Here is a 12543-nt window from a genome sequence, read left to right on the forward strand (position 1 = left end):
GGTCACCTCGCGGAGTCACTCAATACGGCGTCCAGTTCTGTTCCCTTTGTCTCGGGCAGCAGCACGGTCGAGACGATGCTGACGACGACGAAAGCCGCCATCATCGCCCCAACAGCCCAGCTACCCAGCGTGGCCACCAAAACTCCGGCGACCAACGGTGGAATGGCCCCGCCCACGATGCCTGCCAGGTTGAACGAGAGACCGGCGCCGGTATAGCGGTAGCGGGTGGCGAAGATCTCAGGCAGGAAGGACCCGATCGGCCCGTAGGACAGGCCGAAGATGCAGAAGATGCCGGCGATCGCCACCGCGAAGGCCACTGGTGAACCGGAGTCGATCAGCGGCATCACCACGAACGCCCACGGCAGGGCCAGCCCGAAGCCGGCGAGGATGACGCGCCTCCGGCCGTACCGGTCGCACAGCACCGCCGAAATCGCCGAGAAGGCCATGAGCGCGACGCCGGCCAGCACCCCGACACCGAGGATCAGGCTGCGCGGGTGTCCGATGCGGGTGCTGGCGTAGCTCATCAGATAGGTGCCACCCAGGAAACTCATGGTGAAGATGCCGACCATGCAGCCCGCCGCGAGCGCCACCTGCCGGGTCTGGGTCCGGAACAGTTCGCTCAGCGGCGCCTTGGGCACACCACCGGTCACCTGCTCCCTGGCGAAGACGGGCGTCTCCTCGATGCTCAACCGCACATACAGCGCCACGATCAGCAGCACCGCGCTGAACAGGAACGGCAGCCGCCAGCCCCAGTCCAGGAACACGGCGCTCTTCTCGCCGACGGTCAGGCTGACGATGAAGACCACAAGGTTGCTCACCGCAAGTCCGGCACCCGCACCGAGCTGGGTGAACATCCCGTACATTCCGCGCTTGCCGACGGGCGCGTACTCGGCGCTCAGCAGCGCCGACCCCGCCCATTCCCCACCGACAGCGAAGCCCTGCAGCAGCCGCAGGATCAGCAGGATGATCGGCGCGGCGACGCCGATGGTCGCCGCACTCGGCACCAACCCCACACACACGGTCGACAACCCCATGATCAGCAGCGTCGCGATGAGAGTCTTCTTGCGGCCCAGCCGGTCTCCGAAATGGCCGAAGACGGCGGCGCCGATCGGACGGGACAGGAATGCGACCGCGAACGTGCCGAGTGAGGAGATGGTGGCCATCGTGGGCCCCATGTTCGGGAAGAACACGTGGGGAAAGATCAGTGCCGCAGCGGTGCCGTAGATGTAGAAGTCGTAGAACTCGATGGCCGTGCCGATGAAGCTCGCGAACGCCACCCGCCTCATGGGGTTGGGCTGGGGGGTGGACACGCCGTCGATCTGGTCCTGCTGGGTCATCTGCCTCTTCTCACGCCGCGATCTTCGCCAGAGCAGTATCACCCAGACTCGGCTCAGGACATCTCGAACCCGTGATAGTCCGCCACGGCCACCCCGTCACCGATCTGTTTGTAGACGCCCACCCCGGCGACGAAGGGCAGGAACACCCGCCGTTTGCCGGGCACGTTGGCCCCCATGTACCACGATGCCGCTTGCGGCAACAGCGTGAGATCGGCCGTGTCATTGGTGATGTTGACCCAGTTGTCCTCGGCCGCGGGGTCGGCTTCCATACGGCTCAGCCCGTGTTCACGCAGGTGCACCAGGGCCGCGCTGATCCACTCGACGTGGTATTCGATCGAGGTCAGCATGTTGGACAACACGGAGGGGCTCTGCGGCCCGGTCACGGTGAACAGGTTCGGGAACCCCGCCGACATCAGTCCCAGATATGTCCGTGGTCCGTCGGCCCACTTCTCCCGGAGCGTGCGGATGACACCGTCGTGGTCGGCGGCGCGAATGTCGATCGCATTCAGCGCCCCTGTCATGGCGTCGAATCCGGTCGCGAGAACTATCGCGTCGAACTCGTGCTCGGTGTCACCGGCCAGGATTCCGCGGGCGGTGATGCGGCGCAGCGGCTCTTCGTTGAGGTCGACCAGCGTCACGTTGTCCTGGTTGTAGACCTCGTAGTACCCGGTGTCGACGCACAGTCGCTTCGCCGCGATCGGGTAGCTCCGCGGCGTCAACTTCTCGGCGAGCTGCGGATCGGTGACCTTCTGCCGGATCCGGTCGCGTACGTACTGGGCGGCCGCCTCGTTGGCCTCGGCGTCGAGCAGCAGATCGTAGAACGACTGCTGGAAACACAATCCGCCGTCGTCCCAGCGCCTGCCGAGCTCGGCACGCGTGGCGTCGCTGTCGAGATCGCCGAAAAAGGGGGGCAATGTCAGGCCTTCACCGCACTGCGCCCCGCCACGCGAAAGCCGGCTGATGTCCCGGAACTGCGGATAGTGCTGTTTGACCTCGGCGAGTTCCTCGGCGATCGGGCGGTTCTGGGCCGGGACGGCATACGGTGGCGTGCGTTGGAACACCGTCAGAGCCCCGACGACCGGCGCGATCGCCGTGATCGTCTGCACGCCAGAGGAACCCGTGCCCACGACAGCAACCCGCTTGCCGGCCAGATCCGCTCCGTCAGCGGGCCAGTTCCAGGTCCAGAAGATGTCGCCGGTGAAATCGGCCTGCCCGTCGAACGAGAGCTCCAGCGGTTTGGACAGGCAACCGGTTGCCGCGATCACGAAGGTTGCGCTGGTGCGGGTGCCCGAATCGGTGGTGAGTGTCCACTCGGTTGTGGCGTCATCGAAATCCAGTGCGACAAGCTTGGTTTCGAAGCTGATGTCGGGGCGCAGGTGGTAGCGGTCGGCGACATACCTGGCGTAGGCCAGCAATTCCGGCTGGGCGGCGTAACGCTCGGTCCAGTTCCACGACTGCTGCAACTCCGGATCGAATGAATAGGAGTACTCGATCGATTCGATGTCGCAGCGGGCGCCGGGATAGCGGTTCCAGTACCAGGTGCCGCCGACCTCCGGACCGGCCTCGAAGATGTGCGCGTCGAATCCGAGCTCGCGCAACTTGTAGAGCTGGTAGAGGCCGGCGAATCCGGCGCCGATGATGATCACGTCATGGTCGGCCACCGCTCACACCGCCTTACGGCCGGACCGGTGGGCATCGATGAAGGAACCGATGTGCTTGGCCACCAACGACATTCCGGTGTCATATCCGGGCAGGATGTTTGCCATCTGGAAGTACCCGTGCATCTGCGCCTCGGCCTCTTCCAATGTCACGCTCACCCCGGCGTCGGCCAGCGCGGTGGCGTAGGCGACGCCTTCATCGCGAAGCGGGTCACATTCGGCGACATAGACGAGCGCAGGTGGGAGACCGGCGAGGCTGGCCGCCCGAAGCGGCGAGGCGTCCGGGTTCGTGCGCGCGGCCTGATCGGGAAGATAGTGCGCCCAAAACCAGATCATGGTGTCTCTGCTGAGCATCAGCTGGTTCTCGGGCGCCACGTAGGACGGCCGGCCGAAGTCGCAGTCGGTGACCGGATAGATCAGGGCCTGGTAGTCGATCCGCGGCCCCTGCCGGTCTCTGGCCCACCGTGTCATCACCGCGGCGATGTTGCCCCCGGCACTGTCCCCGGCCACGATCAGCGGGACATCAGCAGGCACGAATTCCGCTGAATGCTCTGCGGCCCAGCGCAAACCGATCCAGCTGTCTTCGAGCGCAGTCGGGAACCGATGCTCCGGCGCCTTGCGGTAGTTGACCAGGACCACTGTCGAGCCGGTGAGGTTCGCCAGGTGTCGGCCGAGGTGGTCGTACTGCAGGTCGATGTCGCCGATCACCCAACCACCGCCGTGGAAGTACACGATCATCGAACGGGATTCGCCTTCGGGGACGAGGAGGCGAACCCGGAACGATCCCCCGTCCTCACCCGCGAGCTTCAGGTTGTGCACGGCGGCCACCTCGGGTCCACGTCCGCTCATGCCCGCGAAGATGGGTCCGGCCATCCGCGCCATCGCCGGCGTACCTTCGTGCATCGGTGGATCGCGTGTCTCGGCAAGTTGCGCCAGTAGTGCCTGGCTCACCGGCTCCAGCGGCATGACTTTTCTCCTTCGCTCCCCCGGTCAGCGCTGAATGGACTTGATCTCGAGGAATTCCTCGAGCCCGTACACACCGGCCTCGCGGCCGTTGCCCGATTGCTTGTATCCGCCGAAGGGAGCGTTGGCGTTGAAGGCTCCCGCGTTGATCTGTACCTGGCCGGCCCGGATCCGGCGCGCGATGTTCTCGGCGCGCTCGGGTGAGGCGGACCAGACCGCACCGGCCAGCCCGTAGTCCGTGGCATTGGCGATCCGTACCGCATCGTCCTCCGAGTCGTAGGCCTCGATCGCGAGAACCGGGCCGAAGACCTCTTCGCGGTGGATCGTCATGTCCTCGGTGACGTCGGAGAAGACCGTCGGCCGCACGAAGGCACCGGGAGCGCCGGTTTCGGTGTCCCCGCCGGCGACCAGACGGGCCCCTTCGGCCACCGCGGTGCGGATATGGCCGAGCACCCGCTCTTGTTGCGCCCGGGACGACAGCGGGCCCAGTGCGGTTCCTTCGTCGATGGGATCTCCCACCGGAAGCGCGTCGGCAGTCGCCTTCGCGAGTGCCTCCACTTCGGCCAGCCTGTCGCGCGGGACGATCATTCGGGTCAGCGCCGAGCAGGTCTGACCCGAGTTGAGCATCATGGTCTTGACCGATGCGGGCACAACGGATTCCAGGTCGGCGTCGTCGAGAATGATGTTGGGGCTCTTGCCGCCGAGCTCCAGCGAGACTCGCTTGACGGTGCGGGCAGCGACTTCCTGTACGCGCCGGCCCGCCCGCGTGGATCCGGTGAAGCTGACGATGTCGACGTCGTCATGGCCGGCGATCGCTTCGCCGACATCCGCACCGGTGCCGAACACCAGGTTGAACACTCCTGGGGGAAGCCCGATCTCATCGATGATTTCGGTCAACCCGAGCGCACACAGCGGTGTCACCTCGCTGGGTTTGACCACCACGGTGTTTCCGGCCGCCAGACCGTAGGCGACCTTCAGTGCGATCTGGTGCAGCGGGTAGTTCCAGGGTGTGATCGCGCCCAGCACGCCGAACGGCTCCCGCACGATCGTCGATCCCCGGTACTCACTTTCGAACTCGTACTCGCGCACGATATTGGCGGCCTCGGCGAAGCTGTTGAGCGGCAGTCCCAGCTGGATCGCGCGGGAAATCGAGATGGGACAACCCATCTCGGAGGAGATCGTTCGGGCCAGATCCTCGGCCCGCTCGGCCAGCTTGGCTGCGATCGCGGTGAGGTAGTCCGCCCGTTCTCCGGCCGGCGTCGCCGCCCAGGCCGGGAATGCCGCACGGGCGGCCGCTACGGCGGCGTCGACATCGGCGGCGGTACCCGCCACCACCTCGGCGATCACTTCGTCGTTCGCCGGGTTGACGACGGGTATGCGCGTGGTTCCACTCGAAACCGCCCACTTGCCGTCTATGTAGTTGCTGTCGTGGTTCTGCATTGATGCCCCCTTGTTCGGTTCAGTGGTCGGCGTCTGAGTAGACGACGAGTCCGCGAAGGTTCTTGCCGTCGAACATGTCCCGGTAGCCCTGATTGATGTCCTCCAGCCGATAGCGGGTGGTGACGAGCTCGTCGAGCTTGAGATTGCCGGAACGGTAGAGATCGAGCAGCTTGGGTATCTGGTTGCGGGGTCCGACGCCGCCGAATACCGCACCTTGGACCCTCTTCTGAAGCAGGGTCAGCTCGAACAGGTTGAGATCGACGGTCGCCTGGGTGAAATCGCCCATGCCGGTGACGATTACCTGCCCGCCCTTGCCGGTCAGGCTCAGCGCCTGCTGGACGTGTTCGCCTTTGATCTCACCGACCGTGATGATCGAGACCTGGGCCATCTTCCCCCACGTCAGGTCGGGGAGTTCGGCCGCGGCGTCCGCCACGGAGGCGAACGTGTGGGTGGCGCCGAATTCGAGTGCCTGCTTCCGCTTGAATTCGACCGGGTCGATCGCGACGACGAACCGGGCGCCGGCGAACCGTGCACCCTGCACGGCGTTGATGCCGACGCCACCGATCCCCATCACCACGACCGTGTCGCCCGGGCGGGTGTCGCCGATCTCGGTCGCCGAACCCCAACCGGTGGAGACGCCACAGCCCAGCAGTGCGGCGACCTCCAGCGGCACGTCTTTCTCGATCTTGACGACCGACGCCTCGCTCACCGTGACGTATGGAGCGAAGGTGCCGAGCAGGCACATCTGGATCACCGGTTGGCCGTCGCGGGTCACCCGGTATGTCTTGTCGGCGACGGCCATCCCGGTCAACAGGCCGGCGCCCTCGTCGCACAGGTTCTGCAGACCGGTGGCGCACGACGGACAGGTGCCGCACGCCGGGACGAAGGCGAGCACCACGTGATCGCCCTCTTGCAGGCCGGTCACACCAGGACCGACCTTGGTGATCACGCCGGCACCCTCGTGTCCACCGAGAACCGGCATGAACGGCACGGGACTGCTGCCCGCGACGACATGAGCGTCGGAATGGCACAGACCCGACGCGGCCAGCCGCACCTGAACCTCACCCGCCACCGGGTCACCGAGCTCGACCTCACAGATGGTCCAGGGCGCGCCGATCTCCTCGACGACCGCAGCCTTTACTTTCACCGGAGCCCCTCTTCTCGTGGCATCAGACACACTTCCACCAAAACTGAGATGTGAGTCACTCACCGCACCGTAAGGCCGTGGCCCGATCTTCGACAGGACAGTCCCGGCCACAACGCAACATTTCCGGCCACTGCGCAGGCGTTGACCATGCACCGCGGGTCGGCAAAACTGGCCGCCATGACCTTGGGAGCCGCTGAATCCGCAGATCAGCAACCGTTGCCCGGGTCCAATGTGCTCCAGTCGACAAACCGGGTCATAGCGGCCATGACCGACCCTTGGGACCACCCACGCACAGCGGTCTCGGTCACGATCATGTGCGAATGGGCGGCGCAGCGCGGGATCCCCGCCGATTCGTTGCTGGCGGGTTCGCACCTCGACGTCGCCTCGTTGGCCGACATCGACACCGTCGTCGAAGCCAGTCAGGAGCTGGCGGTGATCCGCAAACTGGCCGCGGCGGCCAGGGACCGACCCGGCCTGGGAGTGGAGCTGGGCAGCCAATACCACCTGACCGCATACGGGTATCTGGGTTATCTCCTGGCGGCGTCGGCCAACGTGCGGGACACGGTGCACCGAGGCCTCTATTACGCGATGCTGACCTTCGCCTTCTCGACGATGACGGCCCGCATCGACGACGAACGCTACGTCCTGGCCTTCGAGGCCGACGACATGCCCGAGGGCACGCGGCGGTTCGTCATCGAACGCGACCTCACCGCGGTAATGCAGATCCAACGAGACACCTTTCCCGACTTCGACGCGGTGCCACTGCGCGAGGTCAGGTTTGCCTTCCCGCCGCCAGAGGCGGGCTCCGCCGACGTCTATCGGGACTACTTCCGGGTTCCGGTGTCATTCGGGTGCGATCGGAACGAGATCGTCTACGACGCAGGCTATCTCGACCTGGTGCCGCCGATGGCGAACAACCACACGACCCAGCTGATGGTCGCCCAATGCGACCGTATCCGCACCGAACGGCTCCACCACACCGGTGTGGCGGCCCAGGTGCGCGCCCATCTGCTCGACCAGTCGTCGCTCGACCTCACCTTGGAAGATGTGGCGCTGCACCTCCATTACGCCCCGCGGACACTGCGCCGTCACCTCGAGCACGAGGGCACCAGCTTCCGGACGGTTCTCGACGAGGTGCGCCGCAGTGTCGCCGACAATCTCCTGCGCGACCGCACGATTCCGCATTACGAGATCGCCCACCGGCTCGGCTATCAGGACTGGTCGAGTGTGGCCCGGGCGCGCCGGCGCTGGCGCCGGAGGTAGCGCCGAGGCTGCCGACTCCGCTGGATAGGCTGATCCCGATGAACCTCGACGGCAATCAGACGTCCATCCATGAGGCGATCGACGCCGGGCTGTTGGCCGGTGCGGTCACGCTGGTATGGCAGGCAGGCACAGTGCTCCAGGTCAACGCACTGGGCCACCGCGACGTCGATGCCCGACTGCCCATGCAACGGGACACCATCTTCCGGATCGCCTCCATGACCAAGCCGGTCACCGTGGCCGCGGCGCTGGCGCTGGCCGAGGAGGGCAAGTTCAGGCTGAACGAGCCGGTGACGAAATGGCTGCCGGAATTGGCCGACATGCGGGTATTGCGCGAGGCGCGCGGTCCGCTCGACCGCACGGAGCCCGCGCGACGGCCCATCACCTTCGACGACCTGATGACCCACCGCAGCGGTCTGGCCTACGTGTTCTCGGTGCTGGGCCCGCTGGCGTCGGCCTACGGCAAGTTGTCGCTGCGCCAGGACCAGGACCGCTGGCTGGCCGAGGTGGCCGCACTGCCGCTGGCCCATCAGCCCGGCGAGCGCCTCACCTACAGCCACTCCACCGATGTGCTGGGGATCGCGCTGTCCCGTATCGAGGGCAAGCCGCTGTCCCAGGTGCTGGCCGAGCGGATCTTCGCGCCGCTGGGCATGTCCGACACGGGGTTCTCGGTCGACGCGGCGGGCCGGCGGCGCACGGCGACGATGTATCAGCTGACCGCCGACAACAAGCTGACCCACGATGTGATGGGTCCGGCGCCGATCACCGATCCCCCGTTCTGCACCGGCGGGGCCGGGTTGTTCTCCACGGCCGACGACTATTTGACGTTCGCCCGAATGTTGTTGGGCGGCGGCACGGTCGACGGCGTGCGGGTGCTTTCCGAGGAGTCGGTGCGGGTGATGCTCACCGACCGGCTCACCCCCGAACAGAAGCAGTACCCGTTCCTCGGTGCGCCGTTCTGGGTCGGCCGGGGCTTCGGGCTGAACCTTTCGGTGGTGACCGATGAGGCGAAGTCACGACCGCTGTTCGGCCCGGGCGGACTGGGCGCCTTCAGTTGGCCCGGCGCGTACGGCACCTGGTGGCAGGCCGACCCCTCGGCAGACCTGATCCTGATCTACCTGATCCAGAATCATCCGAACCTGGGCGTGGACGCCGCAGCCATCAGCGGCAACACCTCGACGGCGAAACTCCAGACCGCACAACCCCGATTCGTCCGCCGCACGTATCAGGCACTCGATCTCTAGCTCACAGGCACTCTGCGGCAGCCAGTTTGGCCTCGGCGATCCGGTAGAGGCCGTCGAGTGCGGACTCCTCGATACTGAGGTACTCACAGACGACGTCGCGGGCAACCCCGGCGTCGCGCAGCCGCAGTGCCAGCGAGTACGGCAACGGCAGCTGACGTAGCGCCTGTTCGCGTGTCTCGCCCTCGTCGGCCATGCGATCCAGGATGCGACGGATCAGCCGAACCGAAGCGAGTAACCCCATACTCGAATCAGCGGTGCCTCCGGGGTAGCAGCGCGATCAGTTCGGCCCGGGTGGACACCCCGGTTTTCGCCATCGCACGGTAGATGTGCCCCTCGACGGTGCGAACCGACAGCCGTAGCCGGTCGGCGATCGCCCGGCTGGACAGCCCCGCACCGATCAGCATGGCGATCTCCCGCTCCCTGTCGGTCAGGGGCAGACGCTCGGCAGCGGCGAGCAACGCCGGAGTCGCCACACCGCCGCACGTGCCGGCCAGAGCCCTGGCCCGCGTCGCCGACGCCATCGCCGAGCCACGCATGTCCCTGTGCCGGTAGGCCACCGCCGCGAGGCCGGCGGCGTCAGCCGCGGCCACCAGGTCACCCAGTTCCTCGAATTCGATTGAGACCTTTGCCAACCCGTCGCCGTCGTCGTGGGCGAGGGCGCGGCACATGGCGGCGGCGGCACCGACTCGCGGCCCCTCGACCAGCCCGGTCAACTCGTCGAGCCGGTCCGCGCGGGAATGGTCGCCGAACTGCGTCGCGGTCTGCAGGCACAACACCTCGGCCGCCAGTTGTCCGTGTGCCCCGGCGGTATCGGCGGCATCGAGCGCGATGGCAATGGCTTCCGATACCGCACCCTGGGTGGCAGCCACCCAGGCCCGCACCAGGGTGTGTTCATAGGCGAGGTAGCGCCAGCTGGCATGACGACGTTCGTCGAGTTCGGCCAGGGTGCCGTCGTCGGCCAGACCCCGGATGGCCAGTGCCGTGACCCGAGGCAGGTGAAATCGGTAGCTGAACCCGTTGGTCTCCCCCGCGGCCCGCATCATCTCGACCACCGGATCCAGCAGTTCGGCCGCGAGGCCCAGCTGACCGGCTCCCGAGGCGACACGACCGGTCAGCGCGACGCCGAACAACTGTGCCGCTCCGGGCAGGTTCGCGGCGTGTCGGTTCAACTGCTCGGCCTCCTCGCGCGCCTCACGGATCCTCCCGGCCAGCAGCAGCGCCCCGATGTGTGCGTCGGCGATGACGAACCGCGTGTGCGCGGCATCGAAGGAACTGTCCGTGATGCGGTAACCGGCGTGGGCGGCAGTGACGGCCTCGTCGGCGCGGCCGGCATCGCCGCACGACGCGGCCGCGGCCCACGCGGTCACCGCACCCACGATGGCCGGCAGAGCGTCCAGATCCAGGCCGCTGAACGCGGCCCTGGCCTGCCCCGGATCGCCCATCGCGGCCCAGTACACCGCGTAGAACGCGTCGATACAGGCGCGCGCAGCGGCAGGGATGTGCGCCGCCGCATCGTCGACATGCCGCTTGGCGCCGGCCGGATCGGCGAGCGACCACAACATGTTGGACGCCCGCAGGAAGGCCAGCCGGGCCCGTCCGTCGTCGGTGAGGTCGCCGAGCTCGATGGCGTCGAGCACCGCATCCGATTCCTCACCTCGGCTGAGCCACGACAAGGCGTGCGCGCGAATGAATTTCGCCTCCGCGTCGGCGCCGGCCTCGATCGCCCCGTAGGCCAACCGGTCGGCCAGCGCCAGATCGGAGAGCCACACCGCGCCCTGTGCCGCCCGGGTCAACAACTCGGGATCGAACGGCAGGTCCGAATCGAGCATCAGCGCGGCCCGCCGTACCACCACCCGCATGGCGTCGCGGTCTTCCCGGTCCCCCAGCGCAGTCGCCACCAGCCCCCGCAGCCGGCGCAAGCGAGAACCCGGCACCCGGTTGCGCCGCACCTCGGCGTAGAGCGGATGGGCTACGCGGACCTCGCGGTCGGTGGCATCGATCGTGATCAACCCACGTGTCTCGGCATCGGCCACCGAATCGGCATCGGTGATCGCGGTGAGCCGGTCCAGCTGGATCGGCTCGGCCACCGCCAGGACATCGACGACCTCGCTCACCGCAGGCGGTAGGGCGCCGATCCTCGCCTCGATCAGTTCGACCAACCCTGGCGGCATCACCGGATCCCCGGTCCACCGCCACACGCCCTCCTGGCAGGCGAGCCGCCCCTGGGCGACTTCCTGTTCCACGATGTTGCGCAGATACAGCACGTTGCCGCGGGTCAGCCGCCATAACCGCTGCGCTGCTGCGGGATCGAGCGGCCCGCCGAGCGCGGCGGTCAGCAACTGGGTCGACTCGTCCCGGGACAACGGCTGGAGATCTAGCCGCTCGAACCTGCCACGGTCGCACGCCGTCAGCACCTCGACAGGTACCGGTGAACCGGTACGCACGGTCAGCAGGAGCTTGGCGGCACCGCGCTGCACGATCTGCTGCAACACAAAACCCGACAACCCGTCGAGCAGGTGCGCGTCATCGACACACACCATTACCGGGCGGCCGTTGGACACCGTGGTCAGCCCGTCGATCACCCGGCCGACCAGCGCCACACTGTCGGCGTCGGAGGTACCCACCCATCGGGCGAACGTCCCCAGCGGCAGTGCGCGGGCAGCTGATGTGCCCACCGCCCAGCGGGTTTCGTGACCGTTGCCACCCGCTGTGGAGAGCGCTTCACGGGCGATACGGCTTTTGCCCACCCCGGCAGTTCCATAGATCACGATTCCGGACAGTTCGGCGGAGGCCAGCGCGGCGTCGATCAGCCGGGTCTCCTCCAACCGCCCCGTCAGCGGCCAGGCGAGTCGCACGCATCGAGATTAGGCCGAGGCCCGGTCGTTAGCAGCGTTAACGACGAACTTCGATGCTGCCGGAAACCTGGGTCGAGCCGAACGTGGTCACCGACCGGTCGTGCCGTCGATCAGTTCACGCAGAATGTCGGCGTGACCTGCGTGGCGGCCGGTCTCTTCGATCATGTGGGTGAGGGACCAGCGGACGCTGGCCGCGGGCCGCCCCGGCCGCGACCGGGGTAGCGGTTCCGCGAGATCCGAGCAGTCGTCGAGCACCTCGTTGGCGCGCTCGACGGCACTCCGGTAGCCGGCCACCACATCGGCAATGGTGTCCGACGGTTCGACAGTGAAGGTCGCCTGCCAGTCGGAGACGTCGTCCCCGAGAAAGATCCACCTCTCGACGTAGGTCAGGTGATTCAGCAGGCCGAGCAGCGTGGTGCCCGACGGCACCGAGGACGTGCGCGCCATCGGTTCGGGCGCGCCCTCGACCTTCGCGGCGATCGACGTCCGGAGGTAATCGAGAAATCCCCGCAAGACCTCGGCTTCGCTGTTCGCGGTCCGCGGTGGCGGTGTGTCCTGCCTGCCCTGCTGGCTTGTGTGCACCCTGTCCAGTATCAGCGCGCCGGCGCGCTGGGGCACGGATCTTGCTGTCCGGGCAAG

Annotated in this window: 10 protein-coding genes; 2 read left to right on the plus strand and 8 right to left on the minus strand. The window is 67.0% G+C overall.

Going from position 1 to position 12543, the window contains the following annotated elements; all coding sequences use genetic code 11:
* Positions 1 to 2: 2 nt before the first annotated feature.
* The 5 genes from ACNQVK_RS21800 to ACNQVK_RS21820 are packed head-to-tail and all read right to left on the minus strand — an operon-like array spanning position 3 to position 6545.
* Complete coding sequence (locus ACNQVK_RS21800; protein WP_418031159.1) at positions 3 to 1337, minus strand: MFS transporter; 1335 nt, start codon at positions 1335 to 1337, stop codon at positions 3 to 5.
* A gap of 53 nt (positions 1338 to 1390) precedes the next feature.
* Positions 1391 to 2998, minus strand: a complete 1608-nt coding sequence (locus tag ACNQVK_RS21805; RefSeq protein WP_418031160.1) for a flavin-containing monooxygenase — start codon at positions 2996 to 2998, stop codon at positions 1391 to 1393.
* Positions 2999 to 3001: 3 nt separating this feature from the next.
* Entirely contained in the window at positions 3002 to 3961 is a 960-nt protein-coding gene (locus ACNQVK_RS21810; protein ID WP_418031161.1) for an alpha/beta hydrolase, read from the minus strand.
* 24 nt (positions 3962 to 3985) lie between these two features.
* Complete coding sequence (locus ACNQVK_RS21815; RefSeq protein WP_418031162.1) at positions 3986 to 5398, minus strand: aldehyde dehydrogenase family protein; 1413 nt, start codon at positions 5396 to 5398, stop codon at positions 3986 to 3988.
* A gap of 19 nt (positions 5399 to 5417) precedes the next feature.
* Positions 5418 to 6545, minus strand: coding sequence for an NDMA-dependent alcohol dehydrogenase (locus ACNQVK_RS21820; protein WP_409552006.1), 1128 nt, complete (start codon positions 6543 to 6545; stop codon positions 5418 to 5420).
* A gap of 177 nt (positions 6546 to 6722) precedes the next feature.
* Here ACNQVK_RS21820 and ACNQVK_RS21825 point away from each other — a divergent pair, with 177 nt between their 5' ends.
* Complete coding sequence (locus ACNQVK_RS21825; RefSeq protein WP_418031163.1) at positions 6723 to 7808, plus strand: AraC family transcriptional regulator ligand-binding domain-containing protein; 1086 nt, start codon at positions 6723 to 6725, stop codon at positions 7806 to 7808.
* Positions 7809 to 7846: 38 nt separating this feature from the next.
* Entirely contained in the window at positions 7847 to 9049 is a 1203-nt protein-coding gene (locus tag ACNQVK_RS21830) for a serine hydrolase domain-containing protein (protein ID WP_418031164.1), read from the plus strand.
* Between the two features lies 1 nt (position 9050).
* Here ACNQVK_RS21830 and ACNQVK_RS21835 read toward each other — a convergent pair whose 3' ends face one another.
* From ACNQVK_RS21835 to ACNQVK_RS21845, 3 genes are all read right to left on the minus strand, one after another.
* The gene (locus tag ACNQVK_RS21835; RefSeq protein ID WP_044519471.1) at positions 9051 to 9242 is read right to left on the minus strand and encodes a hypothetical protein; all 192 of its coding nucleotides are present in this window, start codon (positions 9240 to 9242) and stop codon (positions 9051 to 9053) included.
* 55 nt (positions 9243 to 9297) lie between these two features.
* Positions 9298 to 11904, minus strand: a complete 2607-nt coding sequence (locus ACNQVK_RS21840) for a LuxR C-terminal-related transcriptional regulator (RefSeq protein ID WP_418031165.1) — start codon at positions 11902 to 11904, stop codon at positions 9298 to 9300.
* 87 nt (positions 11905 to 11991) lie between these two features.
* Positions 11992 to 12486, minus strand: a complete 495-nt coding sequence (locus tag ACNQVK_RS21845; RefSeq protein ID WP_418031166.1) for a DinB family protein — start codon at positions 12484 to 12486, stop codon at positions 11992 to 11994.
* Positions 12487 to 12543: the final 57 nt, after the last annotated feature.

The sequence above is a fragment of the Mycobacterium sp. 134 genome, from assembly GCF_048282715.1.
Classification (GTDB): Bacteria; Actinomycetota; Actinomycetes; order Mycobacteriales; family Mycobacteriaceae; genus Mycobacterium; species Mycobacterium septicum.